This is a genomic window from Agrobacterium sp. MA01 (assembly GCF_009650195.1).
Classification (GTDB): domain Bacteria; phylum Pseudomonadota; class Alphaproteobacteria; order Rhizobiales; family Rhizobiaceae; genus Allorhizobium.
In genome coordinates this window covers 512,245-536,394 of record NZ_CP045854.1, presented here as the reverse complement: position 1 = coordinate 536,394, position 24,150 = coordinate 512,245, and the positions used below count along the sequence as shown (strand labels likewise).

The following is a 24,150-nucleotide window of genomic DNA, read 5'->3' as shown; positions in this document are numbered from 1 at the left end:
CTCAGCGGATCTGGTTCAGGAGTTCAGCACCCTGTGTGACGATGCGCTTTCCGGCTTCGATCCCGGAGACGATGAGAAGACGGTCACCATCCAGCGGCTCGGTACGGACTTCCCTCGGAACGAAACGTTCCGCATTGGTGTGTTCATAGACAAGTGATTGCCCGTTGGAAGCACGCAGAACACTGGTGCGCGGAACAGCGATGCCTGCACGCTCTTGCGTGGTCGACGACAAGACGGTCAGCAATTGCCCGGCGCGAATACCATCAGGCGTCTCCTCGACGCTGAAGTGTATGGGGATCGCCTGATTACGATCGGCAAGGCCGCTTCCTCGATAGGTGAGCTCGGCGGTCCGGCCGTCCATGAATTTGCCTCTGGCCATACCAGTGACCGAATGCGCGTCGAAGCTCAAAGCTTCAACCCAGTAACGGCTGGGATCGATGATCTGGAATATGATGGTGTTGGGCTCGGCAATCTGTCCAGCAACGGCCTGGGCGGCAGCGATGACGCCTGATACGGGTGCGGTCAGTTTTTCAGCCGCCGTCGGTGCCTGTTCCAGATTGGCGCGCCGCGCCTTGAGGCCCTGGAGTTCCAGTGTTGCATCCTCGATTTCGGCGCGCGCCACCACCGACTGCAGCCGCTCGAAGCGCTGCAGCTTGCGTTCGACCAGCATGATCTCCTGATCGAGTTCGCGGGCCTGCTGCTGCTGGCTCGTCAAGTCTGCGGCACTGAGCGAGGGCTGGACCAGCGCCAGCACATCGCCAGCGGCGACACGCGTGCCGAGTTGGGGGAAGCCGCCGGGCGGCGGCAGAAGCCTTCCAGATACAGAGGCCTGAACATAGCCTGACGTTGTGGGGTCTGGGATGATGCGGGCCGGAAGTTCAACCGTCCCCGCGTGAGCTGCCTGCTCGGTGAAGATGGTCCTGATGGCGAGGATGCGCTGGGTTGTCTTCGGAACGAAGATCGAGCCATCGGCAAACCGCTGGGCGACATCCCGCTCGGCTGCTTGCGCTGTGGGTGCTGCAGGTCCGGCGGCCTCGGACTGCGGCGCTCCGGCAAGCACGAGGGCTGCCGCGATCGCAGCGACAGATGCGGCAGGTTTGCGGCGGCGGAAGAGTGCAGCAAGGAGAAGCCCGACCACGATACCGCCACCGCCGACGGCCCACAGTGTCATGTCCTGTCGCTGCAGCCGCGCGCCCACGTCCTGCGCAAAAGCCGAACTGATCAGGAAACCATCAGCGGCAGCCACTGGCACGGCGGTACTGGCCATCTCGGGGATCACCATGGTGACTGTCAGGACGTCGAAGACGTCTCCGGCCATCACGGTGATGGCAAGAACATACGAGCCGGGATTTGTCAGCCATGGCGCATTCGCCACGTAGGTCCCCTCGCCCGCAGGTTCGACTGTCAGCGTTCCTGAAGGGCCGTCAATTTCAAGCATCGCAACGTCGACCGGTTCATTGCCCTTGAAGCTGTCGAGGAAGATTTCCAGCCGCTCTCCGCGCGCTACAGCAACCAGCTCAAGATCGGCCGTCGAAGCGTCGGCGCGCGGTGCGATCGTGGTGGAGACAGGCGGAGGCGGAGCGCCGTGATCATGGCCCTCATGGGCCGCAGCGGAGGATGCAGCAAGTCCTGTGATGGAAAGGCAAATTCCAGCGAGGACAGAGGCGAATCGGTCGACCATCGTAACCCTGAGCAAAAGTTGATTTGCTTCGGTGTAGCTGCGCCTCTTTGTCCGTCGATGTCCCGATTGTTACAGAATGTTTCAGGATGATTTTGGCGAGTCCTTCGGGAGGATGACACTGACGACAAGTCCTCCCGTTTGACCGTTCTCCAGGCGAAGCGTACCGGAATGCCCGTCAATGATCGCCTGGGCAATCGGGAGTCCGAGCCCGAAACCGCCAGTTTCAAGGTTCCTGGACGGCTCGAGCCGAACAAAGGGAGAAAGGGCTCGTTCGATGTTCTCTGCTGCGATGCCGGGGCCTTCATCACTGATTGTGACGACAACTTCGGACTGCCGGTCGATGACCTCGACCCGCGCCCTCTCGCCATATTTGAGTGCGTTCTCGATGAGATTGGAGAAGGCTCGCTTGAGCGCCAGCCGACGCCCCGTGATAATTGCATGAGCAGCACCGGAAAGCTCGACGGATGCGCCGCGATCGACCGCATCATCGACGAGGGTTTCAAGGATCGCGACGATGTCGATCGGCTTCAGTTCCTCGTCGCTACGATCACCGCGCAGGAAAGACAGCGTCTGATCGAGCATCCGCTCCATCTCAGTCAAATCCTCGGCCATTGCGTCGCGCGCGACACCATCGGCCAGATCCTCGGCTCTGAACCGCAGTCGTGTGATCGGCGTCTTCAAATCATGCGAAACGGCTGCGAGTGCTTGGGTGCGATCTTCGATCAATCGCTCGATGCGCCGTTGCATGTCGTTGAAGGCGACGGCCAGTTCAACCACCTCCCGCGGCCCCTTTTCCGCAACGGGCACGACGGTCTTGCCTCGATAGAAATCCTTGGCCGCGGTAGCGACAGCAGTCAGAGGACGAGTGAACCAACGCACCAGAAGCATGGAGACGACGACTGCCCCGAGAGCCATCAAGGTCGTCGAAACCAGCATTCCTCCCGGCGGCGGCACTTTGCGATCCCAGGAGACGAGATTGACGTTGATCCATGAAGCGTCAGGCAGCTTGATCGACACGACTGCCAGATGCGGATCGTCACCTGTCTGATTATCCGGCCCGATAATGAGACCGTCCTCGGCAATCTCTGGAGCAAGTGCTCGAAGGTTTCGACGAAGTGGCTCCCAGTTCTGACCAGCGGTATCGCCCTCAACCGCATAGGGAGTGGAACCCCAATGGGCGTCTATCGAACCGCCGGAGAAGTCGTGCGCGACATCCTCCCGTTCATCGAGCGGCGCACGCATGACGGATCGTTTGATAGTCAGAAGCTGGTCTGCAAGCCGGACTTCATTTGCGAGGTCCAGTTCTTTTTCCAGGCTCTGGTGGTAAGTGAAGAGGCTTCCAAAATGGACGAGAGAGATGCCAAACAGCACGACGAGGGCTGTCCGCAGTCTCAGGCTGTCTATCGACCGCCACCAGCACTGTAACCGTGTTTCGGAACGACCATCAGGCACGGACGACATCCGTCGCAAAGAGATAGCCCGCACCGCGCACCGTTTTGATGAGATCCTCACGCCCGTCGAGCTTGCGACGCAGACGACTGACCTGGACATCGATCGACCGATCATAGCCTTCGATTGCGCGATTGCGGGCCGCATCCAAGAGGAACTCACGACTGAGCACGCGCTGCGGCGCTTCTAGGAAAGCAAGCAGCAGGTCGTATTCCCCCGTCGACAGATCCACGACAACGCCGCTCGGTGCGGTCAATTCACGCTTCATCGTGTCGAGCGACCACCCAGCAAAGCTGAAGCTCCGACCGGCACGCTCAGTCGTCGGGTTGCCAGCCGTGCGGGTCCGCCTTAGCACGGCACCGATGCGTGCCAGCAATTCGCGAGGATTGAAGGGTTTGGGCAGATAGTCGTCGGCCCCGACCTCAAGACCGATAATGCGATCCGTCTCGTCGCCCTTGGCCGTCAGCATGATGATTGGGACGGACGAACTGCGACGGAGCTCACGGCAGATCTCCAGCCCGTTCTTGCCCGGGAGCATCAGATCAAGGACAATTAGATCCACTGAAAGCCGCTTCAAAGTCTCGGCCATCTCGACCCCGTTACGCGCCGTGTGAACACGGAACCCGTTTGCCCTCAGGAACTTTGCCACAAGGATCAGGATCTGGCCGTCATCGTCAACGATCAGAATTTCGGCTAAGGCATCCAAGGGTATTCTCTCCGCAAGTCCATTCATAGCGCAGCCCTCCTCACTTAGCAGAGGGCTGGGCTGCAGTTTGTGTCGAGAAGGTAACAGATTGTTTCACCAGCAATAGCCTACACAGGAAAACCGACGCATTTAGCCCTTGAGCATCATGGGGCGAACGGTTTCTTCTGGGCTATTGTTCTGCAAGCCGAACGCCGGAAATGAAGGCGCACAGGCGATATGACACTTCTTGGATTCACGTCCGCTTTAGGGCAACTCAGGCGGTGGCCTCCACGTCCGACATGGAGGCGCATAGCGAAAATCATTCCCGCAAGGGAGCAGTCCGATGCTTGGGTGCCGAAAGGCGAGAGCCGACATCCAAACACCTGGCGATTGGTCCTAGTTCGGCCCATAGCGGAATGTCGTTATGGGATTAAAGCTGATGGCCGGGCGCTTGGCCTCCGACCTTTTCAAAAATGCTGAACTGGAATTTCTGCACCGTTCCCCATGGGGTTGTGTGTTCATGCCGCCGCGTCGTAGCGAGCCTAAACTGTTCCCCAAGAACAGCTTGCAAGCTCTCCGAATCGTAACGGGCAACGGGCAAGCCGCTGCATTTCTCTGGCCCATCCATTGCGAAGGTGCCGATCACGGCTTTGCCACCGACTTTGAGAGCCCGTGCCAGCACGCGAACATAGGCTTGCTGATCGACGGCTGTTGTCAGGAAATGGAAGGCGGCTCGGTCATGCCAGAGATCATACTCGCGGTCAGGCGTCCATACGGTCACATCCGATACAACCCATTGCACATGAGCCGTGTCTGCCAGTCGGGACTTGGCTGCCCCGAGGGCCGCGCTAGAAAGATCAAGAACGCTAACGTGGGCCTGACCGGCATCCACAAGCGCATCTACCAACCGCGACACACCACCACCAATGTCGATTACTGACATTCCTGGCATCAGTCCCGCTTCATGCAGCAGCGTCAGCGATAGGTCCGGGGCCTCCTCATACCAACTGACTTCGGTGTCAGACTTGGTGGTGTATACTCCTTGCCAATGCGTCTGTCGGTCTTGTCTTGCCATTAAATCACCCCTGTTCGGCATGTGAGTCTACCAGATATCAGTCCATCCAGTCGTGAAGCTTTTACGAAGCCGCCGTTCTCCAAGGGAACCATCCGGCTGCTTTTGGCGCACAGGCGACGTGCGCCGCCACAGAGCTATGTCCGCTCTCGGGCATGAGAGATGACGATCTCTCAGACCGAATTGGAGGCGCAAAGCTGCCACGCGAACATGCCCGCCTCACCCCCGGTTTGGCGCTCCCGAGCGGAAATAATTGCCGCTCTCCGTGCCGGATCCCGTTTTGGCGTCATTGGCGACCTGATGCTCAAAAACCTATGGCCAAGCCGAAATCGGCAATGGATGACCGCTGAGCCGTGAGGGGATGGTCCGCTTCTGTCGGACGAACCACAGAAGCAGACGTCACATTTCAATCTCTAACTGGATGGAAGTGCAAGCCGCAGGAGGCATGGTAGTCAGGTCTCAGCCTCTGCGAACGCCAAGGAATAGCGAATAGGAACAATCCAGCTTCGAAACCATTGGCGAATGATGGAACCTTCCGAGGTTGCGTCCTGAAGCTCTCCTTCGATCCTGGAAAACCATGACCCTGCTTGTTCTCTACGTCGCAATTGCGATCTCTATCTCGTTTGTATGCTCGATCCTCGAAGCTGTATTGTTGAACATCACGCCGAGCTACACTGCCACGCTCGAAGCGATACAGCCGGAGACAGCCCGCAAGGTGAAGATGCTCAAGGACGATGTCGATCGCCCCTTGGCAGCCATCCTGAGCCTGAATACCGTCGCCCACACTGCGGGTGCGGCCGGAGCGGGTGCACAGGCGGCCCATGTCTTTGGGGATGCGGCGATCGCGGTTTTTTCGGCCGTGCTGACGCTGCTAATCCTGGTGCTTTCGGAGATCATTCCAAAGACGCTGGGTGCGATGTACTGGAGAGCATTTACGCCGCTGGCCGCGCGCATCCTGCCGCCGATGATATGGTCCATGTGGCCATTGGTGAAGATGTCTCAGCTCATCACCCGCCTCCTGTCGCGCGGCAGACCGCAGCCGCCCGTCAGCCGCGACGAGATTGCGGCAATGGCTGACATCGGCCATCGCGAAGGTGTCATCGACAAGGGGGATTCCAAGGTCTTCCGCAACCTTCTGAAGTTTGATCGGCTGACCGTCGCTGACATCATGACCCCGCGCACTGTCGTGTATGCGCTTGAACAGAAGTTGACGATTGATGCGGTGATCGCGCGCAAGGCCGATTTGAAATTCTCCCGCATCCCGGTCTTCGACGGTTCGATCGATCAGGTCGCAGGTTTCGTGCTCAAGACAGACATTCTCTACGAAGCCGTGGATGGCAAGGGCGGCACGCGTCTACAGGACATGAAGCGCGACCTGGAGGCGGTCACAGAGTCGATGCCACTGGAGGAGCTTTTCGATTTCCTCATCCACAAGGATCGGCATGTCGCTCTGGTCGTCGATGAGTTCGGGGGAACTGCCGGCATCGTGACCTTGGAGGATCTGATCGAAACGCTGATCGGCGAAGAGATTGTCGATGAGTTCGACAGCATTGCGGATCTTCAGGCCCATGCGCGCCAGAAATGGAGCGACCGCAACGTCAAGACTTAGCGCGCCTCGAAGTGGTTCCAGTTCAACGCAAAGCGCCCGGACGCCATCCGCCTCCCGTCAAGCTTGCGTAGAGCTTTTTGGGGCTTTCGGGGTCCAGAAGGTCGTTTTCTGCCAAGGTCTCCTCGAAGGCGCCGACCTCGTCAGGCACATAAGGCCGCAGCGTTTTTCCTGGCCCAAGCAGGCGATCGATCGCTTGCACGAACGACCCTTTCGCCAAAGCGATGGCGTCTCGGATCGCATGCGGCTCGGTCGCAAGATGCTCGGCCAAAAGCTCCGTCCGGATCGTCTCGATTACCGATGCGGTTGCGCTTGCCCTGTCGTCAGATGGGGCCTCGATGGCAACGTCACATTCGGAATCAAACCCCATCGAGCGGTTGTTGAAGTTGGAGGACCCGACACGCAGCAGCCGATCGTCGATAATCGTGATCTTCGCATGCACGTAGATCGGGCTTCCCTTCTCGGTGACCGGGGTGAAGATGCGAAACCTGTCGTGGCGGTCTGCCACGCCTACGAGTTGGAGCAAACGTGCTCGCGCCGTATCCATGGTTTTGGATTCCAGAAATCCGTCTGCGGATTCAGGGTTGATCACAATGATCTCGGGACCGTCCGGCTCCTGCAGGCGGGCTGCCATGGCCTCGGCAATCCGGCGGGATGCGAAATACTGGCTCTCGCAATAGTTGATGTCTTTCGCGGCTGCGATTGCGTCGAGATAAAGCGTCTCGATTTCCCGGACCTCGGATCGATCGCGATAGGCGGGAAGCGTGCGCGTGATCGCAACCTCGACATCCCTGATCAACACCTGGACTGCCTCCGGCCACGGATGATCGCGGCGGTTCGGTTGCGTCAGTTTTTCGTCGGTGGCGGCAAACCATCGCTCACGGGCAACATCACCCAGCAGCTTTGCAACGGGCCCGCTGAGAACCGATGTCGCATCGTGCCATGGCCCGTGGGGCTTGCCATTCGGCATTTTACGACGCGCATCCTCATCAAGATGCCAGCGCGTGTCCCAGCGCTCGGTGGTGATGTCGATCCCGCCGCAGAAGGCCAGCACGTCGTCGATGACCACGATCTTCTGGTGATGGGCGGAGGCAGGCGGATGTGCGCCATCCAGTTTGAAGTGGATATTAGAAGAGGACATGAGGTTGAGGAGGCGGAAGGGCATGGTTCCCCGTCCCAGGGATGTGAACAAGCCCAGATCCCATTTGAGTATATGGACCTGCAGATCGGGACGGGTCTTGCCGATCCACTTCAGGAACCGTCCCAGCTTGTTCGGCCCTTCGAGACTTGCGCCCTCCGGCTCGAACTCGATCCGGGTGTCGAAATCCCAGCCGATCAGGTAGACCACCTGCCGAGCTTCGAGGATGGCCTGCTTGACGGCAACGAAATAGTCTTCGGCGTCGAAGATGACGCCGAAGCGATCTGCGCGCGCCTTCTTCCAGCAGTTGCGACCTGATTGCAGGATGCTCGATGTCATACTTCGCTCATTCTGTCCTTGACGAAAGAAGAGGCGTGATTGCCCCTTCTTGTGAACTTGGAATTCTGGGAACGAGCCAGTCACGGCACCAGATAGATCGTCACTCGTTTTTCGGAACTCAAGCCACTCTCTGCGTCTGCGAGTTCCGCTCCGATGACATCGCTTGCAGCGACGCCCTCGCTGCGCATGGCTGTGTAAAACAATGCGCTGCTCTCGATCGCTGCCTGCAAACGCGAGACGTCGGACTCTCGCTTTGCAAGCTCCGGCGCCACCATGTCCATGATGTCCGGCTTCAGCGCAACGAAGTGGAAGCGATTGGCGCCAAAGACCATCCTCACTTCCTCGGCTGTTTCTCTGGCCCGTTGAACGGCTCTTAGCGCCTTTTCAGCGACCCGCGTGCTGTCCGTCTCCCTGGCATCGATTTCGTATCCGAACAGCTTGGCCGGATCTTCTCCTGGATAAGGGGCCGACTGCGCAAAAGCCGGTGACGCTGAACTGGCGAGGGCGACCAACAATGCAGCGGATCTGCGTTGCACGCAATTCGATCCGTTCGACAGAACCCTCCGTCGGTCCGACAACAATCTGATCCCCGATTTCGAATGGTCGAAGCGCCAGGATCAAGAGACCACTGACGAAATTCGACAGGATGTCCTTGAGCGCGAAACCGAGCACGAGACCCGTCAGGCCAAGCCCCGTCACCAGCGCGCCCGGACTGAACCCCAACGCATCAGCTGCGACAAGCACGCCAAGCAGAATGAGAGAGTAGTACGACAACTGCCGGATCAGGTTCTCGAGTGTTTTGTCCGCGATCCGGCGCTTGAAGAGAACGACGAGAACGCGATTGACACCCGAAGCAATCAGCAAGGTGGTGCACATCACCAGTGCCGCGGCCAGCAATCGCGGAACAACGCTAACGACCGAATTCCAGGCCCGAGAGAGAACGGTTTGCAGGGCCGCCATGGTGTCTGCGAAAAAACTGCCGCCGAAACCCTGACGGCGATCGACAGCATCTTGCAAACCCATTTCGATCGCATTTGCCCAACGGGCGGCCAGAGTGTCGATGTCGGTCAGACTGTCTTCCGCATCGATCGGCGAGACGGTCGTGATCCGAACACCTGCTACGACGATGACGCGCTGGTCTCCCGAAGCTTCGACGGCAGCCTTCGGCACGGTTTCGAGTGCCCTGACCAGAACGCCAAGGCGCTGCTCCACACGCCGAGCCCGTTCTTCGGCGCCAAGGGTATCACTCGAGCTGACAGAAAAAAGCGCGCGACCATCCAGCCTGACCGTCTCAGCGCCCTCCTGCGCCATGGCCCGATTTGCCAGAAGCAAGAGGAGCCCGAGGAACAGCGTGACCACCAGCAGTCTGAACCGCCTGCCTGCGCCGGCAGTCTCAGGCATCAGAAGATCAACATCAGGAAAAGAACCACCACGGCCAAGCCGATAAGAAATATGACGCCAATGGTGCCGCCGAGAAACTTGAGCATGAATAATCTCCTTTACCAATTTGAATGGAGGACGCGGCGAGCCTTTCGAACTTCGCGTCCCATCGAGGGAACAGGTTCGGGGGAGACATGGTTCCCTCCCCAGGAACAATCGCTGTGTGCCGTCCAGCAAAGATGCCGGTTGCTCAGATGGGGTTCAGCTCGACACTTTGCCCAAGACGCCAGACTGAAGGCCCTGATTGCCTTGCAGCCCAGAAGTGGCACGTCGGGATCCTTGAGACTGAACCGCCCCGGCTTTACCGAAGACCGTTTGGTTTAAGTTATGCGGCCATAGCTGGTGCTTCCGAGCGGAAACAAGTGCCGCTCTCCCGCAATGTTGACGTTAGCCCAAAGCCAGGGCCCAAAGATGGCATCCACGATCGCTCGCGGCAAAAAACAGAGGAAAATCAAAGGCTATATTTCTAATCCGTTGAAATCATGCGGGAATCCAGCTTATCCAGGCAGGCCGTTTCAAGTCCGTTTTTCCGCGGAAAACAGCGTCTGTTTATCACAGAAAAAAGCGACGCCTTCTCAACAACTTGTACAATGCTCGCTGCTGCTCGTCAGGTCATCTGTTGTGCTAAAAGGGTGTCGCAAAATCGGCTGGGGACCCCCTACGCGTAAGCCTCTTTCAAAGACTTTGTTTCACCAAACCTGCTCAAACTGGCTAACGCGAGGACTTCGATTGGTGCCACAAAGTCCGCGTTTAGCCAGAAGAGCCCGACATCATTTCAGAGGCCTTGGCCCCAGATCTACAACGCAACGGTCAACGTCGGCGTAGTTGTCCGCAAATTCGTCATCCGGACCCCTAGGCTCTAAAGATTGTTGAGGTGAAGCTGCAATAGTTCATCGTAGCAGGACTGGTTTGCGGCAAGAACCGGATGTCCGTTCAGGAACTCGGCACCGCTTCCAGGAAAGGCAAGGTTCCTGCCGCCGGCTTCGCGCACGAGGCAGAAACCGGCCATGCAATCCCACGCTCGCATATGCGGTTCGTAATACCCAACCAAGCGGCCGGCTGCGACATAGGCCAGCATCAGCGCCCCTGAACCATTGCGGATGAAATTTCCGCCCTTCGCCATCAGGCCGCCGATGATCGCACCGACTCGTTCGGGGGTGACGTAGTTGTTGCAGCCTATCCCCGTCATCGCATTCTGCAGATTGCGGCTGGGATCGAGGCGCAGGGACTTGTCATTCAGCGTCGCGCCGAAACCGAGCGCCGAGGCATAAAGCTCATCCGAGCATGGCACATGGATCACGCCAACAACTGGCTCCCCATCCCTTACGATCGCGACGGAAACACACCAGGTCGGCATGCCGTTTACAAAGGGGGCGGTGCCGTCGATCGGATCAACGACCCATGTAAAGCCGGAGGTGCCCTCGTCATGGCCGAACTCCTCGCCTAAGAACCCGTCATTCGCATAGATTTCGGCAACCCGCTCCTTGAGGAAGGTCTCGACGTTGCGGTCGGCGATGGAAACCACGTCCTGTAGGTCGCGCTTCGTTTCGATCACCAGCGTGTCTCGACGATTGAAGTAGTCGAGCGCCATGGCTCCCGCTTCCACCGCCAGCGTCTTGGCCAGGGCGAAACGCGCTGCGAGTGCCGTATCATTTACTGTCATTCTGATCTTTCCTTGAACTTCTTGAAAATTCATCAGCCGTTGATGACGGCAATGCCACGGTTCTTGAACGCCAATGTGACGTCGCTCGTGGCGGCATGGGCATGATCAACGTCGTGATCGATGACGAAGAGCGTACCAACATCGGTCTCGACCTCATATTCGACATGACCGCCGAGATAGGCGGAGTGCAGGACGCGACCCTTCAGGCCCTCTGCGCCAGCAGAGCCGATCCGGATGGCACCGGGCCGCACGGCGAGTTTTGCAGGGCCTCGGCCCGCCTTGGACTGCAGGCGATGCTCGAGATTGCTGACACGCACCAGAACTTCGCGGCCATCGGATTGCACGACCTCGCAGGGCAGCACATTCGCCTCCCCCATGAAGTCGGCAATGAAGGGCGAGGCCGGCGCTTCGTAGAGTTCACGCGGCGCGCCCGACTGAGCGATCTCGCCGTCTTTCATCACGATGATCCGGTCGGAGACCGCAAGTGCCTCGTCCTGATCATGAGTGACATAGACTGCGGTAAAACCCAGGCGTTGCTGGAGATCGCGGATTTCGGTGCGGACGCGGCGGCGCAGACGTGCATCGAGATTGGAGAGCGGCTCGTCGAGAAGCAGCACCTGCGGCTCCAACACCAGGGCTCGCGCCACAGCGACGCGCTGCTGCTGGCCGCCCGACAATTCTGCCGGAAGGCGATGCCCCATGCCGGCGAGGCCGACGAGCTTGAGGCCTTCCTCGGCCTTCTCACGCGCCTCCTTCTTGGCCAAGCCGGACGACTGTAAGCCGTAGGCGACGTTTTCGAGCGATGTCATATGCGGAAAGAGCGCATAGGACTGAAAAACCATGGAAACGTCGCGTTCGTTCGCAGGCAGCATGGTCACATCCTTGCCACCGATCAGGATCTTTCCAGAAGTCGGATGCTCCAGACCCGCCAGCATGCGCAGCGTCGTCGTCTTGCCGCAGCCGGAGGGACCAAGCAGGGTCACCAGCGTTCCGGGTTCGATGGTGAGTGAAAGATCATGGATGGCGGTAAAGGCGCCGAAGGTCTTGCGAACATTTTGGAAGGTGACGGATCCGGCGTTGACGGTGATCATGCGGTTTTCTCCTGACCGAGAGGAACGGGACTGGTGTTGCCGAGGCCGGCGACACGATTTTCGCGGCGGAGCCTGCGTTCGCCGACAAGGAGCTGGAAGCCGGCGATGATCGTGATCATCACGACGATCAGCATCGAGGAATAGGCGATCGCCACGCCGTATTCGCCATTCTCGACAAGGCCGACGATGTAGGAGGTCGCCATGTTGTGCTCGGCGCTGACGAGGAAGATCACGGCGCTGATCGAGGTGATGGCGCGCACGAAGGAATAGACGAGCGCGGCGGTGATCGCCGGGCGCAGAAGCGGCAGGATAATCTTGCGGACCGTGCGGAAGCTGTCAGCCCGCAGCGTCAGCGAAGCTTCATCCAGGCTCTTGTCGAGCTGGCTCATCGCCGCGATCCCGCCGCGGACACCAACCGGCATGTTGCGGAAGACGAAGCAGGCGATCAGGATCAGGGCAGAGCCCGTCATTTCGAGCGGCGGCAGGTTGAAGGCCATGATGTAGCTGACGCCGATAACCGTGCCGGGGATGGCAAAGCTCATCATCAGGGCGAACTCGAAGAGGTTCCGGCCGGCGAATTTCTGCCGGACAATGATGTAGGCGGTCAGAAGTCCGACGGCTGCGGTCAACGGCGCGGAGATCAGCGATATCTCCATGGTCGTCCAGAAGGAGTTCCAGGCAACGCCCGTCCAGGCGATCGAGCCGTTCTGGATGCTGACGGAAAAGGCTCGGGCGTAATGTTCGAGGGTCAGCGTATTGTCGAGGCCCCAGGTGGTCACGAAGCCTCCGACGAGGATCATGCCGTAAACGACGACGGTGAAGATCATCCACGGAATGACAATGGCATGCACGCCGACCGAGATGCCACGCGGCAGGGCAATATGGGCGCCACTGTCTCCCTTGCCGGTGACGGTCGCGAAGTTCTTGCCGGACAGCCAGAGGCGCTGGGCGAGAAAGGCTGACAGCGTGAAGAAGAGGAGGACCAGCGCCAGGACAGCGGCACGCGACGGATCGTTCTGGGAACCGACCACGGCGAAGAAGATTTCGGTCGAGAGTACGCCATTGCTGCCGCCAAGCACCAGCGGATTGCCGAAGTCGGCCATGCTTTCAATGAAGCCGATCAGGAAGGCATTGGCGAGGCCGGGCTTCATAAGTGGCAAGGACACCCGCCAGAAGGTCCGCCAGCGGTCAGCCCGCAACGTTTGCGACGCCTCTTCCATCGAGGGGCTGACGCCCTCGACGACACCGATCAGGACGAGGAACGAGATGGGCGTGAACGACAACACCTGCGCAATCCAGATGCCCGTCAGGCCATAGAGCCAGCGGCCAGGCTCGATACCGAACAGGCTCGACAGCGTCTCGGTCACCACTCCGGCACGACCAAAAAGCAGCACCAGTGCGAGGCCGATGACGAAGGGCGGCGTGATGATCGGCAGGACCGTCAGCAGCCGCAATCCCTTCTTGAACGGGAAGCGGGTGCGCGTGGCGACGAGCGCGAAAGCGAGCCCCAGCAGGGTGGAGGCCGACGCCGTCATAATGGCGAGCGTGAAGGTGCGCCAGGCGACGCCGCAGCGGCCGTCACCCACCAGGCAGCTCAGGCTCCAGATGCCCGGATCCTGCAGGTTGCGGATGAAGTCGTCGGGCTTGAAGGAGCCATCGAAATCCTGGACGGCGGCCACCAGCATGCTGCCGATCGGATAGAAGACGAAGACGAAGACGAGAAAGACTAGCAGTGAAATAGATCCGACGACAAAGGCGTCGCCCTTCATCACTCCGCGCTCGACGAGACCGAAGGCGAACATGAGGACGAAGACGATAGCCATGGTGACGGCACCGGCACCCATGGAGGGTTGCCCGTCGGACAGCGGTCCGAAAAGGGCTTCGCTGATCCCCCAGGTCCAGCCGGAGAAACCGACCGCCAGCCCCTGCAGACAGAGATAGACGAGACCCGCCGCACCTGCCGCCGCAAAGAACGCACCACGGCGCATCGGATCGACAACAAAACGTGCCGCGAAACCGAGACCGAAGAAGAGGACGACACCGAGAAGCCAAAGGCGACCATGGCCTAACAACTGCAGGACGCCTGGCGCAGCGCTCTCCGTGAAAGGAAAGTCGCCGAGCCAATCAAGGCCGAAGAAGCCGGATTCCAGCCTGTACCAGGGAAGCAGAATGAAAGACGCGGCTCCGAACGCCAGCAACAGGTCCAGTCTGCGGTTGCCATGTCTCATGGTCGACCTCATTCAAAGAAATTAAGAAGAGAGCAGAAGGGGGTCGGCAGCCTAAAGGCTGCCGACAGTACGACGCAAAGATCAGTTTGCGACAGCGCCGATCTCACGATCCCAGCGCTCGAGCAGTGCCTTACGGCGTTCAGGATCGCCATAGGTCTTGAAGTCGTAGTCGATGAGCTTGATGTCCTCGAAGCGTGGGGCTTCCTTGGGGATCTCGGCGCTCTTGTTCGATGGAAGCTGGAAGGATTTGGCGTCCTTCATGCGCGACTGCACGTCAGGCTTCAGCGACCAATCGTACCAGACCTTGGCATTCTCCATGTTGCGGGCGCCCTTGACGATCGACATGGAGCCAATCTCGTAACCGGTGCCTTCGCAAGGCGCGATCGACTTGACCGGGAAGCCCTCGGAAGTCTGGGCCACCGCATCATGCATGAAGACGATACCGAGGCCGGTCTCGCCACGGGCAGCCGCCTTGACCGGCGCGGAGCCGGATTTGGTGTATTGCGAGATGTTGGCGTTCAGCGCCTTCAGGTATTCGAAGGCCTTGTCTTCACCCATGATCTGCACGAGCGAGGCAAGCGCTGTGTAAGCCGTTCCAGACGAATTGGGATTGGCCACCTGGATCTCGCCCTTCAGCTCGGGAGCAAGGAGGTCGGCCCAGCAAGTCGGTTCTTTGTAGCCTTTCTGCTTGAAGATCTCGGTGTTGTAACCCCAGCCGAGCGCGCCGGCGTAGACGCCGACGGTCTTGAAGCCCGAGCTTTCGGCCTGGCTCTTAGCCCAGTCCTGCAACTGGTCCAGCATCGGCGACTTGTACTCTTCCGTCAGCCCTTCGGAAGCGGCCTGAAGATGGGGATCGCCGGTGCCAGCCCACCAGAGGTCGGTCTTGGGGTTGCGGGCTTCGGCGCGGATCTTGGCATAGGCCTCGCCAGAGGACATGCGCACCATGTTGACCTTGATGTCATGGGCCTTTTGGAAATCGCCCTGCATCTGTTCGCAGATGACCACGTCGGCAGCGCAAATGAGGTTGAGTTCACCGGCAGCCAGAGCCGAACCCGCACTCAAGCTGGTGCCGGCGAAGAGTAGAGTGGAGAGTATTGTCAGTCGCATGGGTATCCTCCTGTTGCTTGCGTCTGATGGAAGTCGAGAAAAATGGACAAGCCTTCGGCGGTGATGCCGAGACGGCACCTTTTCAGCGGCGGTCCAGTTGTAGAAAAATCAGTTGGTCGGATTGATCTCGCTATCGAAGCGGCTCAGCAGTCGACTTCGCTGTTCGGGTGATCCGAAGGTGGCAAAATCATAGTCCACCATCTTGATCATCGAGATATCGGGAGCGGCGGGCGGCAGCACGGCCCGGGCATTGGACGGCACCTGGTTCTGGCCTGCGGCCCCACCCGTTGCCTGCCCTTCGGGGCTCAGCGCAAAATCAACGAAGCGCCGCGCCTCCTCCAGATGGCGGCTGCCCTTGACGATGCTGACCGCTCCGATTTCGTAGCCGGTGCCCTCGCAGGGCGCGACGATGACGAGTGGAGCACCCGCTTCCTTTTGCGTGACGGCATCGTGCATGAAGGAGATGCCGATCGTGATCTCTCCCCTGCCCGCAGCCTTGACCGGCTCTGCTCCGGCCTTTGTGTATTCGGTGATATTACGTCCGAGTTCGCGCATATAGCCAAACGCCTCGTCTTCGCCGAGCAACTGCACGAGCGTCACAAGCGTTGTGAAGGCGGTGCCTGACGAATGCGGGTTTCCTGACAGGATATGGCCGCGATAGATCGGCTTGGCGAGATCCTTCCAGCAATTGGGTGCTGGCAGACCGGCAGACGCAAGAAGCTCTGCGTTGTAGGCGAAGCCGAGCGCGCCAGCATAGAGGCCGACGGATGTGCCGCCGGACAGAGAGAAGAAATTTCGTGCCCAGGGCAGAAGGTCTGCCTCCTGTTGGGGACGATGAGGTTCAAGGAGGCCTTCATAGGCGGCCTGAAGGTGCGTGACCCCAGTACCGCCCCACCACACATCGACCGTCGGCGCTTCCTTCTCGGCCCTGACGTAATCGAGTATCTCCCCGGTGCTCATCCGCGGCATGTTAATGGCCAGGCCGCTCCTCGCCTCGTAGGTCTTTTCCATGACGGCGCACCAGACCTCGTCGACACCGCAGAGAATGTTCAGCGTGTCTCCTGCCTGCGAACCAGTCGCCGTGGCGAAGGTCACAAGTACACCGGCGCCGATGGCGGTCAATAACTTCACGTCGTCCTCCCTTGGAACCTCCCCGTTCCAATGACCGAAGCATGTCCATATCGGCCCAGGCTGGCAACCCGGAGAATGGTTACCGATCTTTCACCGCGACGTCGTCACCCGTTGCAGAGATTGCAAATATTACAATTGTGACGTTTGCCGATAACCACCAAGTCTTTGGCGTTTTCGCCAGGCCCGGTTATGATACCCTCGGGAGGACTGCAACGTGTTGAACCAGAAGGTGAAAATTCTGATCGTCGAGGACGATCCGGATATGGCGGAGCTCATCTGTGATCTGGTGGAGGCAGAAGGCTGGATACCATTGACGGCCCCCTCAGCCGAGGTTGCACAGGAGCGATTGCAGCATGAGACGGTTCAACTGGTTCTGGTCGACCACAATTTGCCGGGCCTCTCGGGCCGAGCCTTCGCGCAGCGTTTGAGGGCACAGACCGATGTCGGCATCGTCATGGTGACGGCAGCCGGCAGTGCGACCGATCGGGTGCTGGGACTGGAGACGGCAGCGGACGACTACGTGGTCAAACCATTCGAACCGAACGAACTCACCGCACGGATCAAGGCGGTTCTCCGTCGTACCCATCCGCAACTGCGCCATGACAGGGAGATTGAGCGCGAACAGCCGTCAACGGCGCTCAGGCTCGGCGAATGGGCAGTCGATCTCGGTCAACGCCGTGCCGTTTGCCTCGCTGATCCCACGAAGACGCTGACGTCCGCCGAATTCGCCTTGCTGGAAATCCTCGCCGAGACCCCGAATACGCCCGTCAGCCGCGCGCAGATCCTCGACCGCATGGGGGCCGACTCCGATCGTTTTGTCGATCGAAACGTCGATGTTCTGGTCCTGCGGCTCAGGCGGAAGATCGAGCGCAACCCCGACCTGCCCCGCCATATCCAGACGCGACGCGGCAAGGGTTATGTGCTGCACACCGACGACGCCGGATTGTCGCCTTGATCAACCGCGCCTTCCTCTCCTCCATCGCCTTTCGATTGCCCTTCGCAATCGCCTTCATCTGCGTTTCTGTTCTCACCCTTTCGACCGTCGCGATCTACGGTCTGCAGAGGGCGCGCAGCGAAATGTCGGCCTACAGCGTGCAGGCCTTCTCAAGTCTCGCCAAGGCCTCGCTCGTCTCAAGGCAGGTTTCCGACCTCGTTTCGAGCGCGCCTTTCCTGATGAATGCAACGTCCCCTTACCGTGTCTCAAGTGAAAGCCGCGCCGTGGTTGTCCAGGTGGGCACACTTCTTCAGACCATGGCACCGGATAAGCCGGGCGCTGCCATGCCAGGCACCGGCGCGCACCGGATCATCGAACTGCTGGAGAGCATCGAGGCCCAGACACTGGCACTTGCGGCAAATGCAGATGCCGCACAGGTACACAAGGCCGAAGCGGCCGTCGCACTCGGAGAGATCGCGACCGCTCGCGCCATTCAGGATCAGGAGCTACGGCAACGTCTGAACGACATCGCACAATCAGCCTCCACGTCGGACAGTCTCTTCCAGCTTGGCGAACTTCAACGACGCTTCGTCGCCGAGACGACCGTCCGAATGCTGGTGCCAGGCCCCAATTTGAGGGTCTCGCCTCAGCAACTGGAACCCTATCGACGGATCTTCGAGGCTCAGACCCGTTACCTCCTCGAAATGTTCACCATCCGCGCATCGGTCTCGCGCCTGCACACCGTCTCGCGCGACCTCTCGCATGCGACCGAAACCCAGAGTGCGTTCGTCGCCAGCGCGCTGAACCAGAATCTCGAAGCCACATCAAGCGCATTGCGCCAACTGCTTGTCATGATCGTGCTTGCATCCTTCGCGGTCGTCATCCTTGCCATTCTGTCCATCCGCTCGGTAATGCGCGTTTCACACGGAATAGGTGACCTCTCGCGCGGCATGAACGCGCTGGCTCGCGGAGAGGAAAATGTCGGGCCGCCCGTTTATTCCGGGACTGAGACGGAACTGATCCGCTTGCTTGACGCCTTTCGCGCTTTCAAGGAGAGCGTCGATCGCGTGTCCCGTCTGAGACGCACGGCAGAAGCGGCTGCTCGGACTATCCGATCCACTTTCCGGACGATGAATGAAGGCATAGCCCTCTTCGATCCGACGGGACGACCGATCACCATGAACCGTCGCATCATCGAACTGATGCGACAGACGGGATCATCGCGAAAAATGTCGCTGCGCCGGTTCGTTGGAACGGTCCCGGAGATCGACCCCCTTCTCATGCCCACCGAAAACGAGAGCGGCTCGCTCGTTGAGCGTCAGATGCTGCGGCACCGGTTCATCGACGACCAGGTGGTGGAGATTTCTGCATCAAGGCAACCTGACGGCGGCGTGGTCCTGCTCGCCCGCGACGTGACGGCCATGGATCGCCAGGAGATCGAGGCGGCCCGCGCACAGCGCCTGGATGTGGTCATGCGCATGACGCATCAGGTAAGCCACGAGGTTGGCAACATGATCGGCATCATCACCGGAAGCCTTGGCCTACTGGAGCGCGAACCGGGCTTCACCGAACGGCAGAAGCGCCACCTCGGGCGCATACGAAAGGCCGCTGAACGAGGACGCGCACTCGCCTCCAGCATGTTATCCGTCGGCAGCCAGCAGCAGATACGTCCAGCCTCGATAGACATCGCCACGATCCTTCAAGGGATGGCTGATGTTCTGGAAATGGCAATTGGCGCCCGCAATCGTCTGGAGCTGGAGCTCGCAGCCAATCTGCCAACCGTTAGCCTTGATCCTGCGCTGCTCGAGCAATCCATTCTGAATCTTTGCCTCAACGCGTCGGCCGCCATGCCGGATGGCGGAACAGTCCGTATTGAAGCGCGGGGCGAGGTAAACACGGTCACCATCGCAGTCATCGACGAAGGTGTCGGTATGTCGCCCGAAGTCCTCGACCAAGCGTTGGAACCCTACTTCACCACGAGGTCGAAAACCGGAGGGTCCGGCCTCGGGCTCGCCATGGTCTACGGGTTCGTCCGCCAGTCTGGTGGTGAAGTCAGAATCACCTCTCGTTTGGGGGAAGGCACACGCGTCGAGCTTTGTTTCCTTCCGTCGAAGTCCGATGCAACGCCGTGGCAGGCTGAACACGAGCGGGTCCAAGCTACCCAATGAGGGCCCTTGGCCCTGACCATTCAACCGAGCATCACAGAAACCTGGATAACCAAAAGCGGAAATAATTGCCGCTCTTCCGGCATGTTGGCATCGGCCCAAGCCACAGCACAAAGATGGCTTCCACGGTCGCTCTTGGCGAAAAAGGCGACGCCTTCTCAACTTGCGCAATCCTGGCTACTGTTCTTCAGGCCACTCCTCGTGCTTAAAACGGGTCTCGCAAAATCGGCTGGAGACCCTCTAGAACGCTAGCTCTGGCGCGCCCAAAACGGCAACAGCGCTAGTACTTCAAAAAGGGCGTTCGCTCACGTTGGTCAAATGGGCCCGAACCTCTGTTCCTGAGAAAGGGATTCGTGGTTGAGAACCGTAGCTTCGGCTCGCCGGCTGAACACTGCGCCTACACCGATCAGAACAGGTTCGTCGACGCCGATTGTCCGCATGGCATCTGCTAGGCGTCCAAGAGAGCCCGCCCAGCGACGTTCTTGCGGGCGGCTGACTGAGGAGACAATGACGACAGGCGTTTCAGACGTCATGCCGTTGTCCCTCAGGCGCTGTTCGATCTGTCCAGCCCTGCGTCCCCCCATATAGAAGATCGAAGTCTGGTTCGGCCTGGCGAGTGAGCCCCAGTCGATGGTTCCAGGCAGTTCGTTGTGCCGGGAATGGCCGGTGACGAAACGGACCTGCTGGGCGTAATCACGGTGGGTGAGCGACGTCTTGAGCGACGCTGCCATGGCCGAGGCTGCGGTGATGCCCGGCACAACATCCACGGCAATTCCCTCGCTCTCCAGCCGTGCGATCTCTTCTCCTGCGCGACCGAAGATCATCGGATCACCCGATTTCAGCCGAACCACCCGTTTGCCTGATTTCGCGAAGCGCACCATCATGTCGTTGATGTCATCCTGACGGCAGCTCTCTCGACCGCCCCTCTTGCCGACGAGGAAACGTTTCGCCTCGCGTCTGGCCAGTTCCAGAACCTCCGGCGAGACGAGATCGTCGAACAGGATGACATCGGCTGCCTGCAGCGCCCGCATGGCTTTCAGCGTCAGAAGCTCAGGATCTCCTGGACCAGCGCCGACCAAGGTCACAAAACCGGCGCGCGGCTCAGTTGCGATCTGCTCCGCCGTGGCGAGCAGATCGTCGGCGATCCCTTCCCTGGGCGGTTCGTTGGTCGAAAGGCTCCGGGCAACGAAGCGTTCCCAGAAAAGACGCCTTGGCCCGCCCGGTGCCAGACGGCGATTGATTGCTTCTCTCAACGACTGAGCAAGGCTTGCCCATTGCTTCAAAGATGGAGGGAGCAGTGTCTCGATCCGCTGGCGGATGGCCTGGGCGAGGATGGGGGCAGCGCCATCGGTGGAGATCGAGACGATCACCGGCGAGCGATTTACGATCGAGCCGAACTGGAACTGGCAGAAGGCTGGCTTGTCTATCACGTTGACGGGCACGCCCGCCGCACGCGCCGCACAGAAGAAGGCACGCGCCTCGTCCTCGGTTTCGCAGTCGGCGAGCGCCAGCGAGGCCCCGGTGAAGATGCCGCAATGCCAGGGATGGGCATGGTGGATCAGGGATGTCCGCTCGATCAGCGCTGTCATCGTCTCGCCGAGATAATCGGTTTCGCAGTAGAGCTCGACGGCAGCGCCGCAGGCCTGCAATAGCTCTGCCTTCCAGGCAGCGCCATCCGATCCTCCCGCAATGACCGCCCGTTTGCCGGCAAGGTTCCAGAACACCGGAAGCTTGGCGAGCGCCGAAATGCGCTCCTGTCCGTCACTCGGCGGCAATGGGTTGCGTCGCATCGAGGATCCTCCTGATTTCGGGGCGGCACGAGCCGCAATTCGTTCCGGCATTCAAGGCAACGCCGATGGCTTCGACCGACCGGCAGCCGCTTCGTGCGGCCGCGTTGATCTGGTTGATGCCGACCGAAAAGCAGGAGCATACGATCGCCCCCTTATCGTGTCGTCCGGCAGCCGGTCGACCGGCAATCAGCATGGAGCGCGCACTGCGATCCGGATGGCTTTCCGTGAGTTGATCGACCGCCCATTGCCGCGACACCGAAACAGGGTCCGAAGAGACGAACAGGCCAGCCACAAGCCTCTCTCCCTCGAAGGCGAGCAGGCGGTGGTCACCGGCTCGCTGGTCTATGTAACCGGAGAACTCATGATCATCTTCAAGCTGCAGGCTGCGCCGCAGCCAGGTCTCCCAGCCCTCGGCGGGCGGGTCTCCGGCAAATTCCACGCGGTAGCCGCCTTCGGCTCTCGCGATCGCCCAGTAGGTGAATGGAAAGTCGAGTGGACGGCTCGCCGATACCAGGAAGCCATGGGCCTTCGCCGCGTGGCGGGTGACGGACGCGCGGGACATCTTCAACGCCGGTTGGCCGGAGGTCGGATCGACGCGGGAGGAGACCAGGGTGTCGACACGGGCGCTGGGTGCTGTCTCGCCCGTCCAATGCATGGGCACGAAGATCGCGCCGCGCATCTGCCGTTCGGTCAGCAGGGCTCGCAAGATGATCGATCTGCCGTTTGCGCCTTCGACACAGACGAGATCGGCATCACTGATGCCGGCGCTCGCGGCGTCCCCCGGATGGATCTCGCAGAAGGGTTCAGCAATATGCGCAGACAGCCGGGCGCTTTTCCCCGTCCGTGTCATCGTATGCCAGTGATCGCGGATCCGGCCCGTGTTGAGGGTGAAGGGATAGCGCTCATCCGCCTCTTCAAGCTCAGGCGTCGCAACAGGCACGAGGCGCGCCTTTCGGTCCGCAGTGAAGAAGCCACCATCCGCGAAAAAACGGGCAGCCTTCGATCCGTCTTGACGCATAGGCCATTGGAACGGTGTGAGGTCATCGTAGTCGAGGTCGACAATTCCGGCATGCGCACCGATGTCGAAATCCCGTTCGCCGTCGTTCTCGAAGGCGGAGAGCGCCGCATGCTCGGCATAGATATCGGCAGGACCGCGATAGGCGAAATCAGCACCGAAGCCCAAGCGTTTGCCGACCTCAGCCAACTGCCACCAGTCGGCGCGGGCCTCGCATGGAACGGACAGGAATGGCCTCTGCCGAGAGATCCGCCGTTCGGAATTCGTCACCGTACCGGATTTTTCGCCCCAGCCGCTGGCCGGCAGCAGGACATGGGCGAGACGGACCGTGTCGGTATCTTTCTGGATGTCCGAGACGACCACGAAGGGACAGGCCTCAAGGGCTGCCTTCACCGCATCGGCATCAGGCATTGAGACAACCGGATTGGTCGACATGATCCAGATCGCCTTGATCCGCCCATCGGCCGCCGCCTCGAACATGTCGACAGCCTTGAGGCCGGGTCTCTGCGCGATTGCAGGCGATTTCCAGAAGCGTTGCACGCGCTCGCGGTGCTCTGGGTTCTCGATCGCCATATGGGCCGCGAGCATATTGGCGAGCCCGCCGACCTCGCGCCCGCCCATGGCATTGGGTTGGCCGGTCAGTGACAGCGGCCCCATTCCGGGTCGACCGATCCGGCCTGTCGCCAAGTGACAGTTGAGGATGGCGTTGACCTTATCGGTGCCGACGGAGGACTGGTTGACCCCCTGGCTGTAGCAGGTGACGACCTTCTCAGTCTGGGCGAAAAGGCGGAAGAATTGGCGCAGCAGCATACCGGAGACGCCGGTGGCATCGGAGAGATCCGCCATGCTTCCGCGCGAGGCGGCGAGCAGCGTTTCGCCAAACCCGGAGGTGTGCTTTCCGACATAGTTTTCGTCGATCGCGCCTGTTTCCGCCAGATAGGCGAGCAGACCGTTGAAAAGGGCGATGTCACCGTCCGCCCGGACCGCGAGATGCAGGTCGGCAATGTCGCTGGTCGCGGTTCGGCGGGGGTCGATCACGACCACCTTCATGGCAGGACGGGCAGCCTTGGCCGCAGCCAGGCGCTGGTAAAGGACCGGATGGCACCAGGCCATGTTGGAGCCGACCAGGACGACGAGGTCGGAGAGCTCCAGGTCCTCGTAACAGGCGGGCACGGTATCGGCGCCGAAGGCACGGCGATGGCCGGCAACCGAGGAGGCCATGCACAGGCGGGAATTGGTGTCGATATTGGCGGAGCCGATGAAGCCTTTCATCAGCTTGTTGGCGACGTAATAGTCTTCGGTCAGCAACTGCCCGGAGAGGTAGAAGGCTACGGAATCGGGGCCATGATCGGCAATCGTCCGCTGGAAGGTCGAGGCAACAAGATCGAGCGCTTCGTCCCAGCCGGCGGTTTGGCCATGGATTTCCGGATGAAGCGCGCGACCTTCGAGGTCGAGCGTTTCGGCGAGCGCCGACCCCTTGGAGCAAAGACGACCGTAATTGGCCGGATGGTCTGGATCTCCCCGCACGCTGACCTTCCCCTCGTCGTCAACTGCGGCGATCACGCCGCAGCCGACACCGCAATAGGGGCAGGTCGTCTTGGTTTCACAGGACATGT

General features: G+C 60.2%; 17 protein-coding genes. 3 read left to right on the top strand and 14 right to left on the bottom strand.

From position 1 onward, the window contains the following. Position 1: 1 nt before the first annotated feature. From GH983_RS02440 to GH983_RS02425, 4 genes are all read right to left on the bottom strand, one after another. Positions 2-1,681 carry an efflux RND transporter periplasmic adaptor subunit gene (locus tag GH983_RS02440; RefSeq protein WP_153761510.1) on the bottom strand — a complete coding sequence of 560 codons (1,680 nt, stop codon included), beginning with the start codon at positions 1,679-1,681 and terminating at the stop codon, positions 2-4. Between the two features lie 81 nt (positions 1,682-1,762). Further along, positions 1,763-3,052, bottom strand: a complete 1,290-nt coding sequence (locus GH983_RS02435) for an ATP-binding protein (RefSeq protein ID WP_194842773.1) — start codon at positions 3,050-3,052, stop codon at positions 1,763-1,765. 73 nt (positions 3,053-3,125) lie between these two features. After that, complete coding sequence (locus GH983_RS02430) at positions 3,126-3,863, bottom strand: response regulator (protein ID WP_069042129.1); 738 nt, start codon at positions 3,861-3,863, stop codon at positions 3,126-3,128. Between the two features lie 382 nt (positions 3,864-4,245). After that, a complete protein-coding gene (locus GH983_RS02425; RefSeq protein ID WP_153761508.1) occupies positions 4,246-4,890 on the bottom strand; it encodes a trans-aconitate 2-methyltransferase in 645 nt (214 codons plus the stop codon). Positions 4,891-5,464: 574 nt separating this feature from the next. Between GH983_RS02425 and GH983_RS02420 the strand changes: the two genes are divergently transcribed. Next, positions 5,465-6,496, top strand: a complete 1,032-nt coding sequence (locus tag GH983_RS02420; RefSeq protein WP_153761507.1) for a CNNM domain-containing protein — start codon at positions 5,465-5,467, stop codon at positions 6,494-6,496. A gap of 22 nt (positions 6,497-6,518) precedes the next feature. Here GH983_RS02420 and GH983_RS02415 read toward each other — a convergent pair whose 3' ends face one another. From GH983_RS02415 to GH983_RS02380, 8 genes are all read right to left on the bottom strand, one after another. Continuing rightward, the gene (locus GH983_RS02415; protein WP_153761506.1) at positions 6,519-7,970 is read right to left on the bottom strand and encodes a phospholipase D-like domain-containing protein; all 1,452 of its coding nucleotides are present in this window, start codon (positions 7,968-7,970) and stop codon (positions 6,519-6,521) included. An 80-nt stretch (positions 7,971-8,050) separates the two neighbouring features. Next, the gene (locus tag GH983_RS02410) at positions 8,051-8,302 is read right to left on the bottom strand and encodes a hypothetical protein (protein WP_153761505.1); all 252 of its coding nucleotides are present in this window, start codon (positions 8,300-8,302) and stop codon (positions 8,051-8,053) included. Positions 8,303-8,354: 52 nt separating this feature from the next. Further along, positions 8,355-9,371 carry a mechanosensitive ion channel domain-containing protein gene (locus GH983_RS02405; RefSeq protein WP_153761504.1) on the bottom strand — a complete coding sequence of 339 codons (1,017 nt, stop codon included), beginning with the start codon at positions 9,369-9,371 and terminating at the stop codon, positions 8,355-8,357. 898 nt (positions 9,372-10,269) lie between these two features. Further along, positions 10,270-11,073: an inositol monophosphatase family protein gene (locus tag GH983_RS02400; protein ID WP_069042134.1), complete on the bottom strand. Its 804-nt coding sequence runs from the start codon at positions 11,071-11,073 to the stop codon at positions 10,270-10,272. Between the two features lie 32 nt (positions 11,074-11,105). Further along, a complete protein-coding gene (locus tag GH983_RS02395; protein ID WP_069042135.1) occupies positions 11,106-12,164 on the bottom strand; it encodes an ABC transporter ATP-binding protein in 1,059 nt (352 codons plus the stop codon). Then, complete coding sequence (locus GH983_RS02390; RefSeq protein ID WP_153761503.1) at positions 12,161-14,392, bottom strand: iron ABC transporter permease; 2,232 nt, start codon at positions 14,390-14,392, stop codon at positions 12,161-12,163. The genes GH983_RS02395 and GH983_RS02390 overlap by 4 nt, the downstream gene beginning before the upstream one ends. Positions 14,393-14,473: 81 nt before the next feature. Further along, positions 14,474-15,499, bottom strand: coding sequence for an ABC transporter substrate-binding protein (locus GH983_RS02385; RefSeq protein ID WP_054148703.1), 1,026 nt, complete (start codon positions 15,497-15,499; stop codon positions 14,474-14,476). Between the two features lie 108 nt (positions 15,500-15,607). Further along, positions 15,608-16,630, bottom strand: coding sequence for an ABC transporter substrate-binding protein (locus tag GH983_RS02380; protein ID WP_371418411.1), 1,023 nt, complete (start codon positions 16,628-16,630; stop codon positions 15,608-15,610). Positions 16,631-16,844: 214 nt separating this feature from the next. Here GH983_RS02380 and GH983_RS02375 point away from each other — a divergent pair, with 214 nt between their 5' ends. Further along, on the top strand, positions 16,845-17,585 hold the full coding sequence (locus tag GH983_RS02375; RefSeq protein ID WP_153761502.1) for a response regulator transcription factor: 741 nt from the start codon (positions 16,845-16,847) through the stop codon (positions 17,583-17,585). After that, positions 17,582-19,732 (top strand): PAS domain-containing sensor histidine kinase, encoded by a 2,151-nt coding sequence (locus tag GH983_RS02370; RefSeq protein ID WP_153761501.1) that lies wholly within the window; start codon positions 17,582-17,584, stop codon positions 19,730-19,732. The genes GH983_RS02375 and GH983_RS02370 overlap by 4 nt, the downstream gene beginning before the upstream one ends. Before the next feature lie 311 nt (positions 19,733-20,043). Here the strand turns inward: GH983_RS02370 and cysG are convergent, their stop codons facing one another. Then, complete coding sequence (gene cysG, locus GH983_RS02365; RefSeq protein WP_069042141.1) at positions 20,044-21,519, bottom strand: siroheme synthase CysG; 1,476 nt, start codon at positions 21,517-21,519, stop codon at positions 20,044-20,046. After that, complete coding sequence (locus tag GH983_RS02360; RefSeq protein WP_069042142.1) at positions 21,491-24,148, bottom strand: nitrate reductase; 2,658 nt, start codon at positions 24,146-24,148, stop codon at positions 21,491-21,493. Before GH983_RS02360 ends, cysG begins: the two co-directional genes overlap by 29 nt. Between the last annotated feature and the right edge of the window lie 2 nt (positions 24,149-24,150).